This is a genomic window from Streptomyces sp. JJ36 (genome assembly GCF_021696945.1).
In the GTDB taxonomy this organism is placed as follows: domain Bacteria; phylum Actinomycetota; class Actinomycetes; order Streptomycetales; family Streptomycetaceae; genus Streptomyces.
In genome coordinates this window covers 110,761-133,661 of sequence record NZ_JACYHE010000009.1, presented here as the reverse complement: position 1 = coordinate 133,661, position 22,901 = coordinate 110,761, and the positions used below count along the sequence as shown (strand labels likewise).

Annotated in this window: 21 protein-coding genes; 7 read left to right on the top strand and 14 right to left on the bottom strand. The window is 75.6% G+C overall.

The window, feature by feature from the left end; all coding sequences use genetic code 11:
* Positions 1–154: 154 nt before the first annotated feature.
* The 8 genes from HOY81_RS06130 to HOY81_RS06095 form a co-directional block, all read right to left on the bottom strand.
* On the bottom strand, positions 155–637 hold the full coding sequence (locus HOY81_RS06130; RefSeq protein ID WP_237319011.1) for a TM2 domain-containing protein: 483 nt from the start codon (positions 635–637) through the stop codon (positions 155–157).
* Positions 638–771: 134 nt separating this feature from the next.
* Positions 772–1,689, bottom strand: a complete 918-nt coding sequence (locus HOY81_RS06125; protein WP_237319009.1) for a family 3 encapsulin nanocompartment shell protein — start codon at positions 1,687–1,689, stop codon at positions 772–774.
* A 56-nt stretch (positions 1,690–1,745) separates the two neighbouring features.
* Positions 1,746–2,474, bottom strand: a complete 729-nt coding sequence (locus HOY81_RS06120; RefSeq protein ID WP_237319007.1) for a sulfotransferase family protein — start codon at positions 2,472–2,474, stop codon at positions 1,746–1,748.
* The gene (locus tag HOY81_RS06115) at positions 2,462–3,445 is read right to left on the bottom strand and encodes an aldo/keto reductase (protein ID WP_237319005.1); all 984 of its coding nucleotides are present in this window, start codon (positions 3,443–3,445) and stop codon (positions 2,462–2,464) included. Before HOY81_RS06115 ends, HOY81_RS06120 begins: the two co-directional genes overlap by 13 nt.
* A gap of 138 nt (positions 3,446–3,583) precedes the next feature.
* The gene (locus HOY81_RS06110) at positions 3,584–6,772 is read right to left on the bottom strand and encodes a non-ribosomal peptide synthetase (protein WP_237319003.1); all 3,189 of its coding nucleotides are present in this window, start codon (positions 6,770–6,772) and stop codon (positions 3,584–3,586) included.
* A 40-nt stretch (positions 6,773–6,812) separates the two neighbouring features.
* The gene (locus tag HOY81_RS06105; protein ID WP_237319001.1) at positions 6,813–7,958 is read right to left on the bottom strand and encodes an FAD-binding oxidoreductase; all 1,146 of its coding nucleotides are present in this window, start codon (positions 7,956–7,958) and stop codon (positions 6,813–6,815) included.
* Positions 7,955–9,595 (bottom strand): MFS transporter, encoded by a 1,641-nt coding sequence (locus HOY81_RS06100; protein WP_237318999.1) that lies wholly within the window; start codon positions 9,593–9,595, stop codon positions 7,955–7,957. The genes HOY81_RS06105 and HOY81_RS06100 overlap by 4 nt, the downstream gene beginning before the upstream one ends.
* Positions 9,592–11,238 carry an AMP-binding protein gene (locus HOY81_RS06095; RefSeq protein ID WP_237318997.1) on the bottom strand — a complete coding sequence of 549 codons (1,647 nt, stop codon included), beginning with the start codon at positions 11,236–11,238 and terminating at the stop codon, positions 9,592–9,594. Before HOY81_RS06095 ends, HOY81_RS06100 begins: the two co-directional genes overlap by 4 nt.
* A gap of 292 nt (positions 11,239–11,530) precedes the next feature.
* Between HOY81_RS06095 and HOY81_RS06090 the strand changes: the two genes are divergently transcribed.
* Positions 11,531–12,424 (top strand): RimK family alpha-L-glutamate ligase, encoded by an 894-nt coding sequence (locus HOY81_RS06090; protein WP_237318995.1) that lies wholly within the window; start codon positions 11,531–11,533, stop codon positions 12,422–12,424.
* A gap of 74 nt (positions 12,425–12,498) precedes the next feature.
* Positions 12,499–13,596 carry an aldo/keto reductase gene (locus tag HOY81_RS06085; RefSeq protein WP_237318993.1) on the top strand — a complete coding sequence of 366 codons (1,098 nt, stop codon included), beginning with the start codon at positions 12,499–12,501 and terminating at the stop codon, positions 13,594–13,596.
* Positions 13,597–13,611: 15 nt separating this feature from the next.
* On the opposite strand, the gene HOY81_RS06080 is transcribed toward HOY81_RS06085, so the two are convergent.
* The gene (locus HOY81_RS06080; protein WP_237318991.1) at positions 13,612–13,875 is read right to left on the bottom strand and encodes a hypothetical protein; all 264 of its coding nucleotides are present in this window, start codon (positions 13,873–13,875) and stop codon (positions 13,612–13,614) included.
* A gap of 3 nt (positions 13,876–13,878) precedes the next feature.
* Positions 13,879–14,361, bottom strand: a complete 483-nt coding sequence (locus tag HOY81_RS06075) for a hypothetical protein (RefSeq protein ID WP_237318989.1) — start codon at positions 14,359–14,361, stop codon at positions 13,879–13,881.
* A 77-nt stretch (positions 14,362–14,438) separates the two neighbouring features.
* On the opposite strand from HOY81_RS06075, the gene HOY81_RS06070 reads away from it, so the two are divergent.
* Both HOY81_RS06070 and HOY81_RS06065 read left to right on the top strand, forming a co-directional pair.
* Positions 14,439–14,780, top strand: a complete 342-nt coding sequence (locus HOY81_RS06070; RefSeq protein WP_237318987.1) for a PadR family transcriptional regulator — start codon at positions 14,439–14,441, stop codon at positions 14,778–14,780.
* Positions 14,781–15,001: 221 nt separating this feature from the next.
* A complete protein-coding gene (locus HOY81_RS06065) occupies positions 15,002–15,616 on the top strand; it encodes a permease prefix domain 1-containing protein (RefSeq protein ID WP_237318985.1) in 615 nt (204 codons plus the stop codon).
* 24 nt (positions 15,617–15,640) lie between these two features.
* Here the strand turns inward: HOY81_RS06065 and HOY81_RS06060 are convergent, their stop codons facing one another.
* From HOY81_RS06060 to HOY81_RS06045, 4 genes are all read right to left on the bottom strand, one after another.
* Positions 15,641–16,588, bottom strand: a complete 948-nt coding sequence (locus tag HOY81_RS06060; RefSeq protein WP_237318983.1) for a GNAT family N-acetyltransferase — start codon at positions 16,586–16,588, stop codon at positions 15,641–15,643.
* 16 nt (positions 16,589–16,604) lie between these two features.
* Positions 16,605–17,456: a DUF6202 family protein gene (locus HOY81_RS06055; protein ID WP_237318981.1), complete on the bottom strand. Its 852-nt coding sequence runs from the start codon at positions 17,454–17,456 to the stop codon at positions 16,605–16,607.
* Between the two features lie 18 nt (positions 17,457–17,474).
* Positions 17,475–18,590: a DUF6421 family protein gene (locus tag HOY81_RS06050; protein ID WP_237318979.1), complete on the bottom strand. Its 1,116-nt coding sequence runs from the start codon at positions 18,588–18,590 to the stop codon at positions 17,475–17,477.
* A 288-nt stretch (positions 18,591–18,878) separates the two neighbouring features.
* Positions 18,879–19,673: a VOC family protein gene (locus tag HOY81_RS06045; RefSeq protein ID WP_237318977.1), complete on the bottom strand. Its 795-nt coding sequence runs from the start codon at positions 19,671–19,673 to the stop codon at positions 18,879–18,881.
* Between the two features lie 295 nt (positions 19,674–19,968).
* Here HOY81_RS06045 and HOY81_RS06040 point away from each other — a divergent pair, with 295 nt between their 5' ends.
* From HOY81_RS06040 to HOY81_RS06030, 3 genes are all read left to right on the top strand, one after another.
* The gene (locus HOY81_RS06040) at positions 19,969–21,192 is read left to right on the top strand and encodes a cation diffusion facilitator family transporter (RefSeq protein WP_237318976.1); all 1,224 of its coding nucleotides are present in this window, start codon (positions 19,969–19,971) and stop codon (positions 21,190–21,192) included.
* 56 nt (positions 21,193–21,248) lie between these two features.
* Positions 21,249–22,439: a P1 family peptidase gene (locus tag HOY81_RS06035; protein ID WP_237318974.1), complete on the top strand. Its 1,191-nt coding sequence runs from the start codon at positions 21,249–21,251 to the stop codon at positions 22,437–22,439.
* Positions 22,440–22,574: 135 nt separating this feature from the next.
* Positions 22,575–22,892, top strand: a complete 318-nt coding sequence (locus HOY81_RS06030; RefSeq protein WP_237318972.1) for a DUF2795 domain-containing protein — start codon at positions 22,575–22,577, stop codon at positions 22,890–22,892.
* The last annotated feature ends 9 nt before the right edge of the window (positions 22,893–22,901 follow it).

Sequence of the window (22,901 nt, the reverse complement as noted above, 5' to 3'; positions counted from 1 at the left end):
GGGGCGGGGCCCGGCGTCCCCGGGAGCGCCCGCCGCCGGGCCGTACGGGCCTGCGTGCTGCGGTGGCACGGGGTGGCCGCCGGGCGGCGCGACGGCGGTCTGCGGGCCGCCGGGCCCGGGCTCCCGCCCGGTGTCCCGTACCGGCCCGCGCCGGTCACCCGCCACGCAGCACCCGGCCGTCGCTGTCGGTGGCGTTGCTGCTGGTGAGCAGCATGATCCCGTCGATCAGGGACCAGATGCCCAGACCGCCGCAGGTGAAGAGCTGCCCGAGCGCCATGCCGATGTGCCCGGTGTAGAAGCGGCCGACGCCCAGCCCGCCGAGGAAGAGCTGGAGCACACCCGCCACGATCTTCGACTTCTCCGAGTACGGCCGCCCGTACTGGTCGTATCCGTAGGGCGCGTTCGGGTCGCCGGTGTACTGGCCGGGCGCCGGGTAGCCGTACCCCGGCTGCCCGTACGGCATCTGCTGTCCGTACGGCGCCTGCTGGCCGTAGCCCGGCGGCGGCTGCTGGCCGTACGCGCCGCCGCCCGGGGGCTGCTGCGGATAGCCGTACCCGCCGTCCGGCGGCGGCTGCTGCGGATAGCCGTAGCCGCCCTGGGGCGGCTGCTGCTGGTTGTAGGGGTTCTGGTCGGACATCGTGGCCCCCCGGATCGACACGAACGGATGCGGTGCGGACGCGGACTCTGTGCGGACGCACGGACGCCCATCCTGCCAGCCGCCCGGCCGGGACGGACCCCCCGGTGTGCGCGGGACCCGTCCCGTTTCCCGGCTCAGCCCGGCACCACGTGGAAGAAGTGCGTGGGGAGCTGCACCGCGACCGACTCGTGCACCACGGCGCAGACCGCCGTGCCGGTGCCCGGGTCCGTACGGTCGAGGGCGCCCGGCGGCGGCTCCGCCACCTTGATCACCGACTGCTCCGCGTCCAGCAGCCGGGCGGCCATCGCGAAGTCGCCGACGAGTGCGCACCCGGGCGCCACCTGCCGGTGCCGGCACACCTTCACCTGCTCCCGGGCGAGGTCGGCCAGCAGGCTGCCGGAGCCGACCAGTTCGCGGTAGTAGTCCCGCGGGTTCACCATCATGGCGTGCGCCGTGCCGCCGCTCTGCTCGATCTCGTCGTACGCGGCGAGCAGGCCCTCGGTGTACGAGCCGGTCCAGGCGAGGGAGCGCACCCCGGGGTGGTCCAGCACGTCGCGGGTGAGGGCGCGGTTCTCCGCGGTGCCGAGCCGGACCATCAGCCGCCGGTCGACGAAGTGCGCCAGCGCGTCGGGGTGCCCGGCGAGTTCGCCGGGTATCCGCACCCAGGCGGTGACGGGCCGCACCGCGTAGCCGGCGGCGCCGAAGCGGTAGGTGTCCTCGCGCATCCCGGACTCGGCGCGGACCTCGGTCTCCGGGCGGGTCTCGGACCAGCCGTGCACCGTGCCGGAGCCGACGCGCTGTTTGAGGAAGAGGTCGCGGGCGGTGAGCCGGGGGCGTTCCCGGCCGGGCTGGAAGGCGTCGGTGAGGGTGAAGCCGAAGCGGACCTCGGCCCCGGCCGGGTCCTCGGTGAGGGCCCGGGCGAAGAGTGCACCGGGCGAGGGCCCGCCGGCGTGCGGCGCGTCGGGCGGCGTGGCGTCGGGCGGGGTGGCGTCGGGGGCGGGTGGTGTCCCGGCCGGTGCGTCGTCCCGGGCCGGTTCGTCGATGACCGTCATCGGCGCTGCTCCCTCGTGTCGTCTGGCGTGCTCGGTACCGGCTTCCGGCACCGGTGTCACAGGGCGTGCTCGGCGAGCCGTTCGTAGAACGGCAGGTGGTGCTCGTAGCAGGCGCGCAGCCGCGCGTCGTTGTGGACCGTGACGGCGTACTCGCGTTCGGGGGCGCGGAAGGCGGAGCTGGCGCTGGCGTCCAGGTGCCAGCGCCGGTTCGGCCGCCACTCCGGGCGCTCCCCCGGCCGCCAGCGAAGCGCTCCGGGCAGGAAGGGCAGGCCGACCCGCGCGCACCAGGCGGCGACCTGGCCTTCGGGGTCGGCGAGCAGGCGGTCGGCGGAGAGCACCAGCGGCCGGGTGCCGGTGGACTTCCAGGCGTGCTCGAAGAGGGCCCACTGGTGCTCGTAGCCGGCCTCGTGGCAGGCCGCCTCCGGCTTGACGGCGTACAGCGAGGCGATGGCGCGGGCCGGGTCGCGGACCAGGAAGGTGTGGGTGAAGTCCGCGATCTGCTCCGGGTGGTCGAAGAGGTGCCGGTGGTGGTATTCCAGGGTGTCCTTGAAGAAGACCGGCCCGCGGGCGCCCAGCGCCGCCAGCCGGTCCAGCAGCGCCCCCGGGGTGCGGACCGGCGAGGAGCCCCCGCCGGGCTCCGCCACCTCCACCTCGCCGTGGTCGGTGAGCAGCACCAGCGGCTCGTGCACCACGGTGACGTCCCCCCGCTCGATCATCATCCGCAGGAACGCGGTGGAGACCGAGCGCGGGTGCGCCCAGAGCGCGAGGACGGTCACATCGACCACGCCGTCGGGCGGCGGTCCCAGCGGTGCTCGCGCAGCTCCGCCAGCAGCTCCGGGGCGAGCGGAACGCCGTCGGAGACCGCCAGGTTGGCCCGTACGTGCGCGGGGCGGCGCATCCCCGGGATCACGGTGCTCACCGCCGGGTGGTGCAGGATGAAGCGGAGCGAGGCCTCCGGAAGCGTCATGCCGTCCGGCAGCACCTTCCGGAGCGCCTCGGCGCGGGTGACGGTCGGTTCCAGGTTCTCCGGGCCGAAGTAGACGGCGCGCCAGTCGTCCTCGGGGAAGGTGGTGTCCCGGGTGAGGGTGCCGGTGAGGCCGCCCTCGTCGAAGGGGACGCGGGCGATGATGCCGATGTCGTCGCGCAGCGCCCGCTCGAACAGCTCGTCCTCGGGGGCCTGGTCGAAGAGGTTGTAGATGACCTGGACGACGTCGACCAGGCCGGTGTCCAGGGCGCGGAGGCAGTTCGTGGGCTCCCAGCGGTTGACGCTGATGCCGAAGCCCTCGACGACGCCCTCGTCCTTGAGGTCGGAGACGACCCGCTGCCAGCGCTCGTCGGCGCTCCAGCGGTCCTCCCAGACGTGGAACTGGAGCAGGTCGATCCGGTCGGTGCCGAGGTTCTCCAAGCTGCGGTGCACGTACTCCCGTACGTGGTCCGGCGGGAAGACGTCGTCCAGGGTGTCCTCCGGACCGGGCGGCCACTCCCGGTTCTTCGGCGGCACCTTGGTGGCGGTGTACAGGCGGCGGTCCGGGTGCCGTCGCAGCAGGTCGCCGAGCATGCGCTCGCTGACGCCGCGGCCGTAGACCCAGGCGGTGTCGAAGAAGGTGCAGCCCTCCTCGACGGCCAGGTCGAGGCAGTCCGGGGCGACGTCGTAGTCCCAGCCGGTGAATCCGCCGGGGCCCCCGCCGATCCCCCACATTCCGTAGCCGATCTCGCTGATCTGCCAGCCGAGCCGGCCCATGGTCCGGTAGTGCACGTGCGGTCCTCTTTCTCTGGTCCTCTGGTCCTGCTGGTCCTGCCGGCCCTGTGGTCCTGCTGGTCCTCCCGGTTCCTCCGGGCCGGTTCCGGTGCCGTCGCCCGGTCCGCTCGCGGCGGACGGGCGACCGGCGGCCGGTCAGACGGTCTCGGGTACGGCTGCGGGGCCGGCGGCGAGCGTGGCGCGGTAGGCGGCGACGGCCTCCTCCAGGGGTCTCTCCCGCACCGCGTGCCGCGCGTCCAGCGCGGCGCAGCCGCGCCGGGTGAAGTACCGCGGGTTGTCGGCCAGCAGCCGGCCCAGGTCGGGGGTGCCGTCCGGGCCCGCTGCGGGCAGCGCGGTGAGCAGGGCGAGCAGCACGGCCGCCGCGGAGTCGCCGTCCGCGTCCGCGGCGTCCCGCAGCGCGGCCAGGAACTCCGCGTCGGGCACCCGGCGCGGCGCGCCGCCGCCGGGCTCCGTCCCGGCGGCCACCGCGGCGAAGTCGACGCTGCCGGGCCGGAAGACGTGCCGGACGGCGCCGGTGCAGGGCTCGCCGAGGCCCGCCACCAGCCGGGCGGCCGTCTCGTCCACCGGCGTCCAGTCGGAGACCAACGGGGTCTCCGGCCGGAGCCCGAGCCGGGTGACGGCGCGCAGCAGCAGGTGCGTCAGCGCCTTGGGGTTGGGCACCCCGTTGTCGGCCGCCGGCATGATCTCGCCGAGCCGGTAGACGGTCACCGGGGCGCCGAGCCGCCGCGCGGCCGTCAGCAGCCGCTCCGCGACCCACTTGGAACGGCTGTAGCCGCCGGCCGGCGGGAGGGCGGCGGCCGGGTCGAAGTCCTCGCCCAGCCGCTGCCCGGTCTCGGCGGCGTGGCGGTCCAGCACGCCCAGGGTGGAGACGTGGTGCAGTTCCTTGGGCCGTACGGTCAGGGAGAAGCGCAGCACCTCGGCGGTGCCGAGTACGTTGGGCACCCGGTGGGCGGCGTAGTCCAGCAGGAAGTTGACCAGGGCGCCGGCGTGCAGCACGGCGTCGCACTCCGCGGCGTACGCCTGCCAGCGGTCCGGGTCCCAGCCGAACCGCGGGCGGCCGAGGTCGCCGCGGCACGCCTCCAGCCGGGGGGCGTACGCCTCGTCCCAGAGCCCCTGGTCGCCGAGGGCCCGTACGACCCGCTGCCGGGCGAGCGTGTCGTCCGCGGCACGGACCACGCAGACGACGCGTGTGGCGGTGGTCGCGAGCAGCCGGTGCACGGTGCGGGCGCCGACGAACCCGGTGGCGCCGGTGACCAGCACGGTGCCCGGCGGCCCGGCGGGCAGCGGGCGGCCGCGGGCGCGGGCGGCCAGCGCGGCGAGGTCCGGGGGCAGCGCCGCGTCGCGCTCCTCCGGTGCCTCCGGGCCGGGCGCGGCGGCGCCGTCGCCGGGGCGGACGGCGGGCGCGGCGACATACGGGGACGGGGGCGCGGAGTCCGCGGACCCGGGTGCGGAGCCCGGGCGCCCCGGTGCGGGGCCGGGGGGCGGCCCGGCGGTGCGGGAGGCGAGCGCGGCGGCGAGCGCGTCCGGGGTGCGGTGGGCGTAGAGGTCGGCCAGGGAGACCGGGATGCCGAGGGCGGTGCCGATCCGCAGGGCGGCGGCGACGGCGGCGAGCGAGTCGCCGCCGCACTCCAGGAAGTCGTCGCCGGGGCCGAAGTCCGGCCGGTCCAGCAGCACGCCCAGCTCGTACGCGATGCGGGCGGCGGGCGAGCCACCCACCGGCGCGGGCGGGGCGTCCGCGCCGAGCTTCTCCTCGACGGTCCGGCGCAGGGCGCGCAGGTCGACCTTGCCGGTGTCGGAGAGCGGCAGGCTCTCCAGCACGAAGCAGTGCCGCGGCATCTGCACCCGGGGCAGCACGGACGCCAGATGGGCCCGGAGCGCCTCCGGGGTGGTGCCGGGTTCGGCGGCGACGGCCACCATCAGCCGGGTGCGGCCGCCGCGGCGCAGCGTCAGGGCCTTCGCCTGGATCACCCCGGGGCAGCCCTCCGCGGTGGTCTCGATCTCGGCGAGCTCGATCCGCACACCGTCCACCTGGGCCTGCCGGTCCCGGCGGCCGGCGAAGCGCAGCAGCCCCTGCTCGTCGTACCAGCCCAGATCGCCGGTGCGGTAGAGCCGGGCGCCGGGCACGTCGGGGAACGGGTTGGGCACGAACGCCGCGGCGGTGCGCTCCGGGTCGCCCAGGTAGCCGGCGCCGACGCAGGCGCCGCCGACGAGGATCTCCCCGGTGGCGCCGGGCGGCAGCGGCCGCAGCGCGTCGTCGGCGACGACGGCCCAGCAGTTGTCGATCGGGCGGCCGAGCGGGATGTGGTCGCCCTCGGCGCCGGTGACGCGGTGGAAGACCATGCCGATGGCGGTCTCGGAGGGGCCGTAGCCGTTGGTGATCTCCAGGCCGGGAACCATGGCGCGGAGCCGGTGCACGGCGTGCGGGATGATCTCCTCGCCGCCGACCACGAGATGACGGAGCGAGGACACCCGGGCGACGGCCGCGGGGTCGGCCTCCAGCAGGGCCACCAGCATGCCGAGGATGGCCGGCACGAAGTCGGTGACGGTCACCCGGTAGCGGTGCACGATCTCCACCGTGCGTTCCAGGTCCAGGAACTCGCCCTGCTCGGGGACGAGCGTGCGGCCGCCGGTGGTGAGCGGCCAGAGAAGCTGCCAGATCGCGGAGTCGAAGGTGTGCCGGCTGTTCTGCAGCACCACCTCCTCGCCGGTGGCGGCGAAGTGCCGGGACATGAAACGGAAGCGGTTGGTGAGCCCGCCGTGCAGGTTGACGGCGCACTTGGGGGCGCCGGTGGTGCCGGAGGTGAACACCCCGTACGCCGGCCGGTCCGGCCCGGGACACACCGCGGGCCGTTCCCGGACGGGGGTGACGGCCGCGGCGGAGACCGCCACCCGGCGGGGAGCGGCGCCGGGCGGGACGCCGGCGTCCCGGCCCGGGCCGGCGGTGACCACCAGCGGCGGGTCCAGCATCTCCAGCACCGCCCGGTGCCGCTCCTCCGGCCAGGCCGGGTCGCACAGCGCGAAGGCGGCACCGGTCTTGAGCACCGCCACCATGGCGAGCGGCAGTTCGAGGCTGTTGCCCAGCACCAGCGGCACCATGGTGCCGGGCCCGGCGCCGGCCGCGGCCAGTTCGGCGGCGAGCCCGTTGGCGAGGGCGTCGAACTCGGCGTAGGTCAGGGTCTCCTCGGCCGCGCCCCGGTAGGTCACCGCGGGCCGGTCGGGCGTGCGGCCGGCCTGCTCCTCGATGAGCGCGGTCACCGGCCGGTACGGGCCGTGGTCGACGGGGCGGCCGGTGCACTCCCGGATCCGCGGGGTGGCTTCGGACATCTCTACCGGACTCCCTAGGGGTGTCAGGGTCGGTTCGGTGTCAGGGTCGGTGGGCGAGCGGGGACCCGGGGTCGCGGGCCGGGGTGACGCCCGGGACCACGGGGGCGAGCGCGGGGGGTGGTGCGTCCCCGGTGGCGAGCGCGGCGAGCAGTGCGCCGGCCGCGGGTGCCGTCTGGATGCCGTAGCCGCCGAGCCCGGCCAGCCAGCAGAAGCCGGGCTCCGCCGGGTCGGGTCCGACGACCGGCGTGTCGTCGGGCGGCGAGGTGCGCAGCCCGGCCCAGCGGTGCCGGACGTGGCGGAACCGCATCCGGACGACGGACTCGAACCGTTCGACGGCCAGCGCCACGTCGAGGTCGTCCGGGCGGACGTCGCCGGGCGGCACCGGCGTGGCGTCGGCCGGGGAGAGCAGCAGACCGCCGGACTCGGGCTTGGCGTAGAAGGTGTCCGCCACGTCCGTCACCATGGGCCAGCCCGCCACCTCCGCCGGGGTGTGGCCCGGCGGCAGGGCCACCACCGCGGCGGTGCGGCGGCGGGCCACCAGCCCGGCCGGCGGGACCTCGGCGAGCCGGGCGAGCTCGTCGGCCCACGCCCCGGCGGCGTTCACCACGGCCCGGGCGGTGAACTCCCCGGCGGCGGTGGCCGCGTGCCAGCGGCCGCGGCTCCGGGCGAGGGTGCGCACCCGGGCGCCGGTGACCACGGTGCCTCCGGCGGCCCGCAGGCCGCGCAGGAAGCCCTGGTGGAGGGCGTCCACATCGATGTCGCAGGCGCCGGGCTTGTGCAGCGCCCGCCGGAAGGCCTCCGGCCGCAGGGCCGGGCAGAGCCGCAGCGCGCCGGGGCGGTCCAGCTCGGTGACCGGCTGCGGGGCGGTGCGCCCCGCGTCCCGGGCCGCCTCGTACGCCGCCGCGGTGCCCGGCGTCTCCAGGGCCAGCACCCCGCGCGGGGTGAGCAGCGGGACCTCGGTGAAACCGGGCGGGGGCGCGGTGAGGAACGACCGGGAGGCGGCGGTCAGCGCGCGCACCGGGGCGTTGCCGTAGTACTCGGAGAAGAGCGCGGAGGACCGGCCGGTGGCGTGCGTCCCCGGGGTGCGTTCCGCCTCCAGCAGGGTGACGGCGGCGCCCAGCCGGGCGAGGTGCCAGCCGGCCGCGGCGCCCGCGATGCCGCCGCCGGCCACCAGGAAGTCCGTCACGACGTCACCCCGTTCCCGTCCCGGCCCCCGGACCCGGTGTCCTGCACGGTGCCCTCCGCGGTGTCCTGTGCGGCCCCGGGGCCGGCGGGCTGCCCGGCGGAGGCCGTGCCGCCGGGTTCCCCGGGCGGGCCGTCCTTCGCGGCGGTGCGGCGTGGGACGGTGACGGCGGCGATCAGCAGCGCCAGCAGGGTGACCCCGGCGGCCACCAGGAAGCCGCGCTCCACACCGGCGGCGAGCGCCGCGTCGGCCACGGCGTCCGCACCGGCCGTACGAGCGTCGGCGCCGCCGGATGCGGCGCCGCCGTCCCCCGCGCCGCCGTCCGTGGTGTGCACGGTCGCCCAGACGACGGTGCCGAGCACCGCCAGTCCGGTCGCGCCGCCGATCTGCCGGGCCATGCTGAACAGCCCGGAGGCGGCGCCCGAGTCCTCGTCGGCGACCTGTGCCAGCGCCGCCAGGGTGAGCGGCACCCCGGTCACCCCGAGCCCGGAGTACACCAGCACGGTGGGCACCAGCATGCCGGTGGCCCAGCCGCCGGACGCGCCGATGCGGGACAGCCAGAGCATCCCGGCGGCGGCGACCAGCAGACCGCCGCAGACCAGCAGCCGGGCGCCCAGCAGCGCGACCAGCCGGGGGCCGGCCTTGGCGCCGGCCACCAGCAGGCAGGTCAGCGGCAGGTAGACCAGCGCGGTGTCCAGTGGTTCGTACTCCCAGACCCGCTGGAGGAAGAGGGTGAGGAAGAAGAAGATCCCGAACATCGCGGTGCTGATGAGCGCCAGCACCGCGTAGGTGCCGAAGCGGGTGCGGTCGGCGAAGAGCCGCAGCGGCACCAGCGGTGCGGCGCTGCGCCGTTCGGTGAGCACGAAGACGGTGCCCAGCACGGCGGCCGCGGCGAGGGCAGCGAGCACCGGCGCGGTGGTCCAGCCGGCCTGGCCGCCCTCCGCCGAGCCCTCGATCAGCCCGTACACCAGCAGCAGCGCGGCCAGCGTGCCGGTGAGCGCCCCGGTGGCGTCGAACGCCCCGCGCCGCGCGGGCGTCTCCCGCAGCACCCGCGGGGCGGCGGCGAGGATCAGCGCGCCGATCGGCACGTTCACGAACATCACCCAGCGCCAGGAGAGATACCCGGTGATGACCCCGCCGGCCAGCAGGCCGACGCCGCCGCCGGCGGTGGCCACCGCCGTGTACCAGCCGACCGCCCGGTCCCGCTGCGGCCCCTCGGGGAAGGTCACCGCGATCAGCGCGAGGGCGGCGGGCGAGGCCGCCGCCGCGCCGATCCCCTGGGCCGTACGGCAGGCGATGAGCAGCCAGGCCGTGTCGGCGAGGCCGCCGAGCAGCGAGGCGACGGTGAACAGGGCCAGCCCGGCGGCGAACACCCGGCGCCTGCCGAGCAGGTCGCCGAGCCGGCCGCCCAGCATCAGCAGCCCGCCGAAGGCGATGGAGTAGGAGGCGACGATCCACTCCAGGTCGGCGCCGCTCAGTTCCAGCGCCTGCTGGATGCTGGGCAGCGCGACGTTCACGATGGTGGCGTCGAGCAGGAACACGAGCTGCGCGGCGGAGAGGACCGCGAGCGCGACGGTGTGCCGCCGTCTGCCGTCCCCGGGTGGGGAGTCCTCCACGGCGGCTTGGGGGGACGCCGTCATCGACGGGCGGCGTGCTCGATCTCGAGTCGCTCCCGCAGCGGGTGGCGCAGGACCTTCCCCAGCGAGTTCTTGGGCAGCTCCCAGACGAACTGCACCCGGTCCGGCCAGATGATCTCGGCCATCTTCTCGGCCTTCAGATGGGCGTGCAGCGCCTCCAGGGTGGGTGGTTCGCCGTCCGCCACCACCACGGCGCAGGCCAGTTCGGAGCCGGGGACGCGCGGGTCGGGGTAGCCGACGACGGCGACCTCGCGCACCGCCGGGTGCCGGGTCAGCACGGACTCCAGCTCCAGGGTGGAGATCTTGTAGCCGGAGGCGCGGGTGATGCGGTCCGCGGAACGTCCGGTGATGCGGATGCCGCCGCGGCCGTCGTGGCGGGCGAGGTCGCTGGTGTCGAACCAGCCGTCGGCGTCCAGCGCGGCCTCGTAGACCTCGCGCTGCCCGAGGTAGCCGAGGCACTGGGAGGCGCCGCGGACCAGCAGCCGCCCGGAGTCCTCGCCCGGTTCGGCGTCGATGCGGATCTCCATGAAGGGCTCGGCGCGGCCGTCGCTCTGCCCGGCCCAGCCCTCCGGGTCGTCGTCCCGGGTGACGGTGACCGCGCCGTTCTCGGTCATGCCCCACAGGGCGCGGACGGGCAGGTCGAAGACGTCCCGCATCTCCGTGATGAGCTGCGGCTGGATGGGCGCGGAGCCGGAGACGACCTGGACCACGCTGGAGGTGTCGCGGGGCTCCTTGCGCTGGGCGGCGATCAGGTCGACGAGGTAGGAGGGGGAGGCGTAGGCCCAGGTGACGCGGTGCCGGGCGATGAGGTCGAGCAGCAGCTCCATGTCCCGGCCGTCGTCCTGCATGACGCAGGTGGCGTGCACCAGCAGCGGCATGTAGACGGCGTAGGTGAGGCCGGCCATGTGGGTGGCGAAGTTGGGGATGGAGACGACGTCGTCCGGGCCGAGACGATGCGGCCGGGAGACGGCCAGCACCGCGGCGTGGAGGGTGTTCTGACTGTGCACCACGCCCTTCATGCGGCCGGTGGTGCCGGAGGTGTAGAGCAGCAGAGACGGCTCGTCCGGGCCGAGCCGGTCGGCCGGGTCGACGGTGCGTCGCTCCTCCCACGGCGTACGGACGAAGAAGTCCTCGAAGTCGAGGGCGCCGGTGGCGTCCGCGTCCCCGACCACCACCCGGTGGGCGAGGGTCTCGGGGGCGGCCTCGGCGAGCCGGGCGCCGTAGTCGATGCCGGCGAAGGTGTCGACGGTGAAGCAGACGCGGGCCTCGCTCTCCCGCAGGATCTCCGCGAGTTCGCGGACGTCGAGTGCGGGGATCACCGGCACGGCGACGGCGCCGAGCCGGTGGCAGGCGAGGTAGAGCGGGGTCAGCACCCAGCGGTTGGGGAGGTAGAAGGCGACGGTGTCGCCGCGGGTGACGCCGAGTTCGGCGAGGGCCGCGGCGCATCGCGCGGTCTGCGCCTGGAGTTGGGCGTAGCTGAGGGTCCGGGCGTGTTCCCGTCCCTCGTAGGCGATCAGGGCCGGGTGGTCGCCCCGGTCCCGCGCGGCCTCGGCGAGGTCGTCCAGGAAGGTCTGCTCCCGCCACCAGCCGGCGGCCCGGTACTCCGCGGCCTTCTCGGGGCCCGGTCTCACCAGCGTGTCCCACATACGCACTGCGCCTCTCGCCGTCGAGTCGATTGAGCACGTCGTACTTGAGCACCGATCGGGCGGCCGAGCCTAGAGCATCACCCAGCGTGGCGGTACCCTGAATACCGGAGTCGGCTTCACCGAAATCGGATACCGCCGTCATCAACCCCCGGCACATGCCGACCTCTTGACTTCCCCCTCCGGACACGGCCACGCTGCGCTCGCGTCCGGTTCCGCGCCGTGCGCGGCGCACCACGACGCCGCCCGCCGGGGCGGCCCGGCTGTCCGGGACCAGACCTGTGTGGGAGGCGACGTGAAGATCGGCGTGCTCGGCTGGGACTACTCCGGCATCGACCCGGACGGCTTCCGGCTGGTGGACCACGGCCGGGAACGCGGGCACGAGACCTCCTTCGCCACGCTGGACGAGGTGGAGTTCCGGCCCGGCCCGGGCGGCGGCACGCAGGTCCTGGTGAAGGGGGAGCCGGCCGAGTCCTTCGACGCCCTCATCAACCGCTCCCGGGTCTTCGGCGAGGGCTCCCAGGAGCGCGTCGAGCGACTCGGGATGCTGAGCAACGTGCCGGGGCTGCGGCTCTTCGACCCGCTGGACGCCTGGCTCACCTCGTGCAGCAAGTTCCGCACCGCCCAGGCGCTCACCGCCGCCGGGCTGCCCACCCCGCCGGTGCGCTCGGTCTCCTCGCTCACCGAGGTGGAGGCGGCCTGCGCCGAGTGGGGCGAGGTCATCCTCAAGCCCTCGCACGGCTTCGCGGGCACGGACGTGGAACGCATCGCGGACTTCGGCGCCGAGAAGGACCTCGCGGAGGAGCTGCTGCGCCGCACGCCGACGCTGCTCTGCCAGCCCTTCTATCCGACCTCCGGCGGCGAGTTCCGCATCACCGTCGCGGGCGACGCCACCCCCATCAACATCCTCAAGCTGCCCCGGCCCGGCACCTGGCGCTGCAAGACCCTGGAGGGCGCCAGCTTCGAGCGGCTGGACGCGCCCGCCGAGCTGACCGGCCTCGCCGTACGGGCGGCACGCGCCGTCGGCCTCAGTCTGGCCGGGCTGGACATCCTGCCGCACGCGGGGGGCTATGTGGTCCTCGAGGTGAACGAGGTGCCCGGCTTCCTGGGCATCCTCGGCGCCGAGCAGCACCGGCAGGTGCTGGACGGCGTGTACACCTGGGTGGAGAAGCACACGGCCACAGGGTGAGCGGCGTGCGCGGCGGCGCCCCGGGACCGGCCGCCACCGCGCACTCCGGAGAGGGTCCCCGACAGAGGAGACGCATGCGTTACACCGCCTTCGGCCGCCGCACGGGACTACGGGTCTCCGAACTGGCGCTCGGCACCTCCAACTTCGGTACCGGCGTGCGCGGCGACCCGGACGCCGCCCGGCTGCTGTGGGGCCGCCGCGGCGACGGCGCCGGGCGCGCGGAGGCCCGTAAGGTCTTCGACCGCTTCGCCGAGGCCGGGGGCACACTGGTGGACACCGCCGACAGCGCCCAGTTCGGGGAGGCGGAGCGGCTGGTCGGCGAGTTCGTCGCCGCCGACCGGGACCACTTCGTGCTCTCCACCAAGTACACCAACAGCGCCGCCACCCGGCCCCGGGTCTCGGACACCGGCAACAGCCGCAAGAACATGATCCGTTCGGTGGAGGAGAGCCTGCGCCGGCTCGGCACCGACCACATCGACCTCTACTGGGCCCACTTCCCCGACGCCCTCACCCCCACCGAGGAGATCCTGGCCGGCCTCGACCACCTGGTGCGCAGCGGCAAGATCCTCTACGCCGGGCTCTCCAACTTCCCGGCCTGGCGGGTCGCCCGCGCCGCCACCATGGCGGAACTGCGCGGCTGGACCCCGCTCGTCGGCATCCAGACCGAGCACAACCTGGTCAACCGCACCGCCGAGCGCGAACTGCTGCCCATGGCCGAGGCGCTGGGCCTCGGCGCCGCGCTCTGGTCGCCGCTCGGCGGAGGGCTGCTCACCGGCAAGTACCGGCGTACCGAGGCCGGCTGGGTCAGCGACGAGAACCGCCGGCACCCGCGGAACGACACCGACCGCATCGCCGCGATCGTCACCACCGTACGGGAGGTCGCGGAGGAGTCCGGCGTGCCGCCCACCCGGGTCTCCCTGGCCTGGCTGCGGGCGCGGGCGGCCCGGGCGCACACGGCGTACGTCCCCGTGCTCGGCCCGCGCAGCGTCGGGCAGCTCGACGACTGCCTGGCCGCGCTCGACGTCACCCTCGACCCGGAGCAGCTACGGCGGCTGGACGAGGTGAGCGCGATCGAGCCGGGGACGCCGCACGAGATCACCACCCTGGTGCAGCCCGCCCTGCTCGGGGGCGACCCGGAGCGCCTCCCGCCCGCCACGCCACCCGTGGCCTGAGGGCCCGGTGGGGCCTCACCGGTCGGAGGCCGTGGCGCGGGTCCGTAGCCATCGCAGCGCGAGCAGCCCGCCGACGCCGGGGATCAGCGCCCGCCACCGGGCCGGCCAGGGACCGTCCGTCCCCTCCGGGCGGGCGGTGGCGACGGCCAGCAGACAGGCCGTGCCGTGCAGCGGGCCGACGAGCGAGGAGACCCACTCGGCGTGCACGGTGAGCAGGTTGGCCAGCAGCACCGCCAGCGTGACGGCCTCCGCTGCGGCGGCGGTCCGGAGCACCCGCATGTCTCACGCCCCCGTCGTCGAGCCGGGCCGGACGATCATCAGCACCACGACGATCGCCCAGAGGAGGTTGAAGGCCCCGGTGAGCCCGGCCAGGCGCGCCGCGAGCGGGGGGCGCGGGTCCGCGGCGCCGTCCGCGGGCTCGCCGGCGAGGGCCAGCAGCCGTTCCTGGGCGGGGAGGATGCGGAGCACCAGCAGGGCCGCCGCGAGCGCGGTCAGGAGCAACGAGGCGACCAGCCAGGCGTCGGTGAGGACGCCGAGCCGGGCGCCGGTGGCGATCCCGAAGACCGGGACGGCGACCCCGGCGACCGCATAGCCGCGGCAGATCCGGTGCAGCAGCGGGAGGACGCCGGTCTGCGGTCCGGCGCCCCCGGGCCCGCCGGCCCCCGCCCGCCGGGCGTACCGCGGGAAGAGCGAGGCCGCGACGGCGATCGGCCCCAACACCAGGATCGCCGCCAGGACATGCACGGACAGCAACAGCTTCGTCATCGCGGGCCCTTCCGGCCGGAATACATTGGCAGCCAAGAGATAGCACGCCTACCCTCCCATGTGTAGGCTGCCTACCCATGAAGACGGACGCGGTGCGCGGGCACCTCGACGGACTGCTGCTGGCCGTGCTGGAGACCGGCCCGCTGCACGGATACGCGATCATCGCCGCGGTCCAGGAGCGCAGCGGCGGCGTGCTGGAGCTGCGCACCGGCACCATCTATCCGGCGCTGAACCGGCTGGAGCGCCTCGGACTGCTGCGCAGCAGCTGGCAGTCGGTGGGCGAGCGGCGACGCCGCTGCTACGAGCTGACCGACGCCGGGCGGCGCGCGCTGGCCGGCGAGCGGTCGGCGTGGCAGGAGTTCACCACGGCGATCGGCGCGGTGCTGAACCCGGCGCCCTCCCCGGGGCGGGCGACATGAGGGCCTTCGGGCGCCGGTGGCCGGCCCCGCGGACGGGTGCGGCGACGCCCCGCGGAGCGCCCGTCGCGGGCCCGGGCGGCGACGGCACCGGCGTTGCGCCCGGCGGGACGGGAGCGCCGGGCGCCGGAGCGGTCCGGCCGCAGGACGCCCTCCGCGCCCAGCGGAGGCAGCCTGGCCCGGGCCATGCGGGCGACCCGGCGGAGGACCCGGTCGAGCGCCGGATGGCCGCCCTGGAGGCCGGGCTGCACGGCCCGGCCCGGGCCAGGGCGCGACTGCTGCGGGAGCTGCGCGACGGGCTCACGGACACCGTGGACGCCCTGGTCCGCGAGGGGGTGCCCGCGGACCGCGCCGCGCGGGAGGCGGTGCGGGAGTTCGGCACGCCGGAGGAGCTGCTGCCGGGCTGCCAGCGGGAGCTGACGCTCGCTCAGGCCCGCCGCACCGCGCGGATCGTCGCGCTCACCGCCCCGCTCTTCCTGCTCGCCTGCGGCCTGCTGGTGCGGGCCGCCGGGCACGGCGGGCCCTGGCCGCAGGGGTTGCCGGCGGTGCTCGCCGCCGCCGCGGCGCTCCCGGCCGGTGCCGCGCTGGCCGCCACCGGCGGCCTCGCCCGCCGGTGGCCCGTACCGCGGTGGCTGCCGCTGGCCGTCGCCTGGACCGGCAGGGCCACGGCGCTGGGCATGGCGCTGGCCGCGCCGGCGCTCGGCCTCGCCGCGCTGCCGTCCGCCGAGGGACTGCCGCTGGCGGCGGCGGGCGGGCTGGCAGTCGTGGCGCACGCCGTGGTGGCGCCGTCGGCCCGCGCCTGCCGTCGCTGCGCCCGCCTCCCGGCCGCCCTCCCCTGACCCGGCCGCCGAGCGGCGGTGCCCTCACCGCTGCGGGGCCGTGAACACCGGCGCGTGGACGGTGACGCCCCCGAGGAGCGGCAGGGGCCCACGGGTGGCCAGGGGCGGAGCGGGGTCCGCGGAGACCAGGTGCGCCGCGAGCGGGGCACCGCGCTCCGCGGCGGCGTACCCGAGCATCACCGTGGGATCGCTCAGCCCCGGCGCCCCCACCCGGAGCACCAGGTCCGCCTCGTCCGTCGCGTGCGGGTCGCCGAAGGCGTGCGAGGGCACCGGCCGGAAGCCGAGCGCCGTCTTGAACTGGAGCAGACCGGGCTCGGTGAGGTGGCCGAGCAGGTTCGGCTCGTTGCCGAGGGTGGCCCGGGTGCAGCCACGGGCCCGGCCCTCCCGGAGAGCGGAGAAGTAGAGGACGCGGGCCAGGCTGTGCCGCCGCCAGGCCGCGCTCACCGCGGAGAACCGGAGGACCAGGGCACCGGCCGCCGGGCACTCCAGGGCCAGCACCCCGCCGGCCAGCTCCTCCCCCTCATGGGCGAAGACCCCGAAGAAGCGGCGCGGCCCGTGCAGCACGGCGTCCCGGTGGTCCAGCGCGAAGGGGACGCCGAACCGCATCTCGGCCACCCGCTCCTTGTAGAGGGCGAGGAACCGGTCGAGCGTGCCGGGCGTGACCGGGTCCTCCACCGTCTCCCGCAGGCCCGCCTCCGCCGCCCGGCGCCGGGCGGCCCGGAGGTTCCGGCGCGCCAGGCGGCTGAGGGTGCGGAGGTGCGTCTCCTCGTCCGGGGCCGGCTCGGCGACCCAGGTGAGCAGGCCGGGCTTGCGGACAAAGCCGCGTGCGGCCAGCTCCTCCCACCGCCCGGCGGGCGGGTCCGGCACCCGTACGACGTCGAGGCGGCGGCCGGTGCGGAGCCAGGGCTCGGACGCCAGCTCCCCGGGGTCCACGAGGGCGAGCGTCAGCCCGTACCGGTCCTGTATCTCCACGCGCGGCGGCCCCCGGTCAGGCGGCGGCCGTGGCGGCGTCCAGCCGGTCGGCGAAGCACTCCAGCGCCGCGGACCAGCGCCGGGCGTACTCCTCGACCAGGCCGATGAACTCCTCGCCCCGGTCCGCGTCGGTGACCAGCCCGGTCATGCCCGTCTCGTCGTCGCTGACCTGGGCCGCGTGCACCGTCTCCGCCTTGATGTGGGCGTCGATCCAGGCGAACTGCTCGTTGCGGTCGAACAGCCGCTCACCGTCGACCAGCACCTTCCCGTACATCCGGCGGAAGCCGACCGCGATGTCCAGCGCGATGGTCTCCACCACCCGGAGCTGCACGGCGGCGCCCAGCGAGGAGGCCGCGAGCCGGTCCATGTACGCCAGCAGCTCCCGCACCGGCGCGGGCAGCTCGGCGGCGGCCGCTCGCTCGGCCTCGTCCACCCGGGCGGCGAGCGGCGCCACGATGGTGTCGTCCCACCACACGTAGTGGATGCCGGCGGGGCCCTCCGGTGCGACCGCACGGAACTCGGGGGCGGCGTTGTCCAGGTCGTCGCCGATGACCTGGTAGACCGTCTGGAAGGCGCCCAGCAGCTCGCGGTCCACCTCCGCGCGGCGGTCGGCGGCGAACTCCCGGGCCATCACCCCCAGTCCGGCGAGGGTGGTGAACATGAAGCTCCGCGTCATCTCCCGCCACCACACGGCCACCGCGTGGCCGGCCTCGGGGGAGACCGTCTCGGTGTGCCGGGCGGCGGCGAAGAAGCGGTTGTCGGCCCGCCGGAGGCGCGCCTTGTCGATCTCCCGGTCCACCCGGGCGTCCAGTTCCCGGCGCACGGCGTCCGGCAGGGGGCTCAGGGGCGTTGCTGCGGTGACGGTCACGGTTCTCCACTCCCGGGGCTAGACGCCGAGTCGCTGCTTGACCTCGGCGAAGAAGGGCACGTACCGGTAATCGCGCGCTACGGGGTCGTAGTCGGTGTACGCGTTGGTGAACTCCAGCAGCCGCTTCCGCACCGCCTCCACCGGCTCGGTGTGGATGCGGGCCTCGATGCGCTGGATCTCGCCGAGGAAGGCGGCGAGGACGGAGGGGATGTCCGGGGCGAGGGCGATCGTGGCGTCCCGGACCCGGATGCCCTCGTGCCGCTCCAGGTAGCCGAAGAGGAGCTGGGAGGCGACCGCGTCGTAGTTGGGACGGGGGATGCCCTCGACGGCGTACCGGAGCAGGCGCTCGGCCAGGATGTACTCGTAGGCGGTGAGCGCCTCCTCCCGGGGCAGCGCGGGGTCGTGCAGCAGGGCGAGCATCGCGGAGACGTCGACCCGCAGCTCCTCCAGCCCGGCCAGCGGCTTGTACTTCTTGGCAGGCAGGAAGTCCGGGATGGGCATGTCGCCCTGCCGGTGGTGGTATTCGTGCAGCCGCACCCACCAGGAGGAGGCCTGCCGGACCACGTCGTCGGAGGCGCCGTGGAGACGCGGGAAGCTGCCCTCCGCCATCACCGCCTCGATCATCCGGCGGGTGATGCGGTTGTGACGCTCCACGAACTTGTCGATGAAGTAGAAGATCAGGTCGTCCGGGCGCTGGATGCCGTCGAGGTGGTTCTCGGGGAAGAGCGCGACCACCACCCGGGAGGCGAAGCCGGAGGTGCGGCCGGTGAGCACCACCGGCATGGTGGGGCTGGCGTACCGCTCGACGAGGTGCGGGTCGGCGGGCAGCTCCTCGTAGGTGAGGTAGTCCAGGGAGAGGTCGGGGAAGTACCGCGCGTCGAAGAGGGAGAAGATGTGGCCGTCGCGGCGGCCGTTGATGTGTGCCTTGGTGGCGTCCAGCCGCCGGCCCGGGGCGTACGACCGGAGGTCCTCCAGGAACGCCTCGGCGACGGGCTGCCGGCGGAGCGCGCTCGTCTTCTCGATCCGCCGGGCCAGCTCGCTCAGCGTCCGCTCGTCGCGGAAGCCGGAGCGCTCCCCCAGCTCCTTCCGCACTTCCTCGACTTCGGTGAACACCGTGTTCATGGCGTCGTCCATGCAAGGGCCTCCGGACCGGTGGGTGGTGACCGGGCGAGAGCCTAACCACGATCTCCGGGCCATGAACAGGTGTTTGCATCGCCTCAGCGCGAATATGCCTCCGATATACGAACGTTCGGGGGTGGGACACCGGCCGACGGGCCGTCAGGCTCGTTGGAGCCGTCAGCGGTCAGGCCGCGCCCAATTGGCCCCGCGAGCGGAGCCGGAGGGCTCCTCGGGCGGGACGGAACTCTCCCGGTGGACCGGCCCCGGGCGGGCGGGCCGCCCGAGGGCGCCGGGGCGTGCGGCTCACATGTCCACGGGCTTCAGCAGCACGAAGTCCGCGCCGAACGGGTCCGTGCAGACGGCGAGGCGCCCGACGCCCTCCATGTCCGCCGGCCCCATCTGCACACTGCCACCGTGCTCCGTCACCTTGGCCAGGGCGGCGTCGGCGTCCGTGGTGTGGAAGACCGGGTGCCAGTACGGCCGCCCGCCGGTGGGGGTGAGGTCCGCGGCGGGCATCTCCATCAGCCCGCCGTGCTGGCGCTCCTGCCCCGCACCGGCCGGACCGAGCAGGGTGTAGGTCCCGCCGTCGCCCGGCATCGGCATGTCCTGGAAGTCCCAGCCGAGCAGGCCGCCGTAGAAGCCCTTCGCCGCGGCGGCGTCGGTGGTGTAGAGCTCCACCCACATCAGGCTGCCCGGCTCGTCGACCGCCTCCAGACCCGGGCTCTTCCCCGGCTGCCAGACCGCGAACTGACCGCCCTGCGGGTCGCTGAACTGCGCCATCCGCCCGTAGTCGTCGATGTCGAACGGCTCCACCCGGACCGTCCCCCCGGCCTCCCGCACCGCACGGGCCGCCGCCTCGGCGTCGGCCGTCCGGAAGTAGATCATCCAGGCGGAACGGGCGCCCTCCTCCGTGAGCGGGCCGAGGGCGGCGACGGTCTTGCCGTCGACCTGGAAGGAGCCGAACTCCTCCTCCCCGGAGCCGAAGGGCTGGAAGGTCCAGCCGAGGACCGCGCCGTAGAAGGACTTGGCCGTGGCCGAGTCGGGTACGCCGAGGTCGATCCAGCAGGGTGAGCCCAGGGCGAAATCAGTGGTGATCATGATGTGTTCCCTTCGGAGATCCCTGACACGAACCAGCGTCCCACCGGGCACTGACACTCGCGCGCGGACGCCGTCCGGGGGCGCCCGGCGATCCTTCGGAGGCCGGTGACGCCGGGGGCCGGCGGCAGGAGAGTCACACCGCCGGACGGGTACCCGGACGGCGGAACCCGGTGGACCGGACGGCCCGCCGCACCGGTGGGTTCTGTCGTCCGCGCTCCGGCGACCGGGCGGCGCGGCGCCGGGCCACGGACCGGCGGACCGGCATTTCGAGAGACGAAGGAGAACGGGAGCCCGCATGGCCGGCGACCAGCACCGCCCACCCGCCGGGGAGGACACCCGGCCCGAAGAGTCCGGGCAGCCCGGGCAGGCCGGGGAGACCGCGCCCCGGCACCCCGCTCCCCGGGACGACACGTCCGCCGCGGCCCCCGGGGAAGGGCCGGCGGAAGGGCCCGGACCGGCACCTCCCCGCGGCAGCGGCACCGACCGGGACGGCGAGACCCGCGGCACCGTCCACCTCGCGCTCGGCGCCAACCTGGTGATCGCCGCGGCCAAGGTGGCCGGCGGCGTCGTCAGCGGGTCCGCGGCGCTGCTCTCGGAGGCCGCACACTCCGTCGCCGACAGCCTCAACGAACTCTTCCTGCTCGCCTCGCTGCGCCGGAGCCGGCGCCGGCCCGACGCCCGGCACCCGTTCGGCTACGGCAAGGAGCGGTTCTTCTGGTCGCTGCTCGCGGCGGTCGGGATCTTCGTGATGGGCGGCTGCTTCTCCTTCTACCAGGCCGTCCAGGCCGTGCGCGTGCCGGCGCCGGAACCCGCCGGCGGCTATGTGGTGGCGCTGGCCGTGCTGGTCGGTGCGGGGATCGCGGAGGGCGTCTCGCTGGCGAAGGCGCTGCGGCAGGTACGGCACGAGGCACGCGCCGCGGGCCGCCCCTTCCGCCGCCAGTTCCGGCACAGCGACGACCCGGCCCTGCGTACCGTGCTGGGCGAGGACGGCGCCGCCGTCACCGGCGTGCTGCTCGCCCTCACCGGCATCGCCCTGCACCTGATCACCGGCAGCAACCTGTGGGAGGCCGCGGCCTCGCTGGGCATCAGCGCCCTGCTGATCTACGTCGCCTACCGGCTGGGGCGGGACGCCCGGGACCAGCTCGTGGGCGAGGCCGTGCCGCCCGGCCTCCAGCAGGAGGTGCACGCCTTCCTGGAGCGGCAGCCGGAGATCGACGCCATCACCGACCTGCTGACCATGCGGATCGGCCAGCACTCGGCGCTGCTGGCCGCCCGCGTCGACCTGGTGCCCGGCACCGACAGCGAGGACGTCGAGGAGGCCGCCGTACGCATCAAGCAGGAGATCACCCGGCACTGGCCGGACGTCGACAACGTGTTCCTGGACATCACCGAGGCGGGCCCGGCCGGGCAGCGCCGGGCCCGCCGCCTGCGGCACGACCTGGTGTACCGGGCCGCCCGCGACGACCCGGACGCACCGGACGCCCCGCAGGACCGGCACGACCGGGCCCCCGGCGGGTGAGATGCTGACCGCTCCCCGCGCCGGTCCGGGAGCGGGGCGGCGGAAGGGAGCGGCGCATGGCGGAGGGGCGGCCGGCACAGCCGGAGAGGTCCGGTGGGCGGACACGGGCCGCGGATACGCCGGAGGCCCCCGGCGCCCACGGGCAGCCACCGGGCGAGGACGGCGGGCCGGTACGGCGGACGGAGCCGGGCGGCCACCGGGCGCCCCGCGCCCGGGAGCTCGGCCTGGTACCGCCGGGCGGCACCCCGGGCCCGTACAACGCGCTCACCGACGTGCCGGGCGTCGCTGTCGGCCACACCACGCTGCTGCGTCCACCGGACGTGCACACGGGGGTGACCGCGATCGTCCCGGACGGCGTGGGGCCGGTACCCGGCGGGCGCCTGCCGGCCGGGCTCCACGCCGGGAACGGCTACGGCAAGCTGATCGGCGCCACCCAGCTCGCCGAGCTCGGCGAGCTGGAGTCGCCGGTCGTGCTCACCTCCACCCTCTCCGCCTTCCGCGCGGCCGACGCCCTGGTCGACTGGATGCTGGAGCGGCCGGACTGCACCGGGGTGCGCTCCTTCAACCCGGTCGTCGGCGAGTGCAACGACGGCCTGCTCTCCGACATCCGGTCCCGGCCGGTCCGCGGGGAGCACGTGCGCGCCGCGCTGCGCGGCGCGACGGACGGCCCGGTGGCCGAAGGCTGTGTGGGCGCCGGGACCGGCACCTGTGCGCTGGGCTTCAAGGCGGGGATCGGCACCGCCTCCCGGCGCGTGACGCCGGAGTGCGCGGCGCCGGTCACGCTCGGAGTGCTGGTGCAGGCCAATTTCGGCGGGACGCTCCGGACCGGCGGGACGCCCGTCGTTCCCCCGGCCGGCCCGGGCACCCCGGGCGCCGTGCGCACGTCCTCCGGCGAGGACGGCTCCTGCATGCTGGTCGTGGCGACGGACGCCCCGCTGGACTCCCGGCGGCTCACCCGGATCGCCCGCCGCGCCGTCTTCGCGCTGGCCCGCGTCGGCGCCGCCTTCGCCCACGGCAGCGGCGACTACGCCCTCGCCCTCAGCACCGCCCGCCCGGTGCGCGGCACCGCCCCGGCCCCGCTCCCCGACGCGCACCTCGACCCGCTCTTCGCCGCGACCCTGGAGGCCGTCGAGGAGGCGGTGCTCAACGCGCTCTGCGCCGCCGTCACCACCACCGGCCCCGGCGGCCGTACGGCCCACGCGGTCCCGCCGGAGCTGCTCCGCCGGGCGGCCGCCCACGGAGCGTGACCGCCCCGCTCCTCCTGGCGGAGGTTGCCCGGGCCGGTCGCCCCGGCGCCCCGGCGGGCATGGCCGCGGACACCCCCGGGTACCCGCCGACCTGCTAGGAAGCCAAGCAAGCCAAGCGCACGCAGGGAGTAACCCATGGCGCACACCGATGTCGACGAGGTGCTGGGCGCCCTGCAGAACGTCGACTTCCCCGCGGACAAGGAGCAGCTGCTCCGCGAGGCGGAGCGGGAAGGCGCCTCCGAGGAGGTGCTGACGGCTCTGCGCGGCATCCCGCCGGAGGAGTACGGCAACCGCCAGGACGTGGCCCGCTCGGTACGCACCGAACCGGACTCGGACATCCCGCACACCGCCGCGCAGCGCGCACAGCAGGCGCGGCTGGGCGGCAAACCGGGGCAGTCACAGCACCTCCGCGAGGTGCCCAGGACCCCGATCGAGGAGGAGCTCGACCGGTGACCCCGGACG

What these genes read in the sequence shown, in the direction of transcription:
- HOY81_RS06130 (WP_237319011.1), bottom strand. Translation starts at nt 637, where the DNA reads ATGTCCGACCAGAACCCCTACAACCAGCAGCAGCCGCCCCAGGGCGGC.
- HOY81_RS06125 (WP_237319009.1), bottom strand. Translation starts at nt 1,689, where the DNA reads ATGACGGTCATCGACGAACCGGCCCGGGACGACGCACCGGCCGGGACA.
- HOY81_RS06110 (WP_237319003.1), bottom strand. Translation starts at nt 6,772, where the DNA reads ATGTCCGAAGCCACCCCGCGGATCCGGGAGTGCACCGGCCGCCCCGTC.
- HOY81_RS06100 (WP_237318999.1), bottom strand. Translation starts at nt 9,595, where the DNA reads ATGACGGCGTCCCCCCAAGCCGCCGTGGAGGACTCCCCACCCGGGGAC.
- HOY81_RS06095 (WP_237318997.1), bottom strand. Translation starts at nt 11,238, where the DNA reads ATGTGGGACACGCTGGTGAGACCGGGCCCCGAGAAGGCCGCGGAGTAC.
- HOY81_RS06085 (WP_237318993.1), top strand. Translation starts at nt 12,499, where the DNA reads ATGCGTTACACCGCCTTCGGCCGCCGCACGGGACTACGGGTCTCCGAA.
- HOY81_RS06080 (WP_237318991.1), bottom strand. Translation starts at nt 13,875, where the DNA reads ATGCGGGTGCTCCGGACCGCCGCCGCAGCGGAGGCCGTCACGCTGGCG.
- HOY81_RS06075 (WP_237318989.1), bottom strand. Translation starts at nt 14,361, where the DNA reads ATGACGAAGCTGTTGCTGTCCGTGCATGTCCTGGCGGCGATCCTGGTG.
- HOY81_RS06070 (WP_237318987.1), top strand. Translation starts at nt 14,439, where the DNA reads ATGAAGACGGACGCGGTGCGCGGGCACCTCGACGGACTGCTGCTGGCC.
- HOY81_RS06065 (WP_237318985.1), top strand. Translation starts at nt 15,002, where the DNA reads ATGGCCGCCCTGGAGGCCGGGCTGCACGGCCCGGCCCGGGCCAGGGCG.
- HOY81_RS06050 (WP_237318979.1), bottom strand. Translation starts at nt 18,590, where the DNA reads ATGGACGACGCCATGAACACGGTGTTCACCGAAGTCGAGGAAGTGCGG.
- HOY81_RS06045 (WP_237318977.1), bottom strand. Translation starts at nt 19,673, where the DNA reads ATGATCACCACTGATTTCGCCCTGGGCTCACCCTGCTGGATCGACCTC.
- HOY81_RS06040 (WP_237318976.1), top strand. Translation starts at nt 19,969, where the DNA reads ATGGCCGGCGACCAGCACCGCCCACCCGCCGGGGAGGACACCCGGCCC.
- HOY81_RS06035 (WP_237318974.1), top strand. Translation starts at nt 21,249, where the DNA reads ATGGCGGAGGGGCGGCCGGCACAGCCGGAGAGGTCCGGTGGGCGGACA.
- HOY81_RS06030 (WP_237318972.1), top strand. Translation starts at nt 22,575, where the DNA reads ATGGCGCACACCGATGTCGACGAGGTGCTGGGCGCCCTGCAGAACGTC.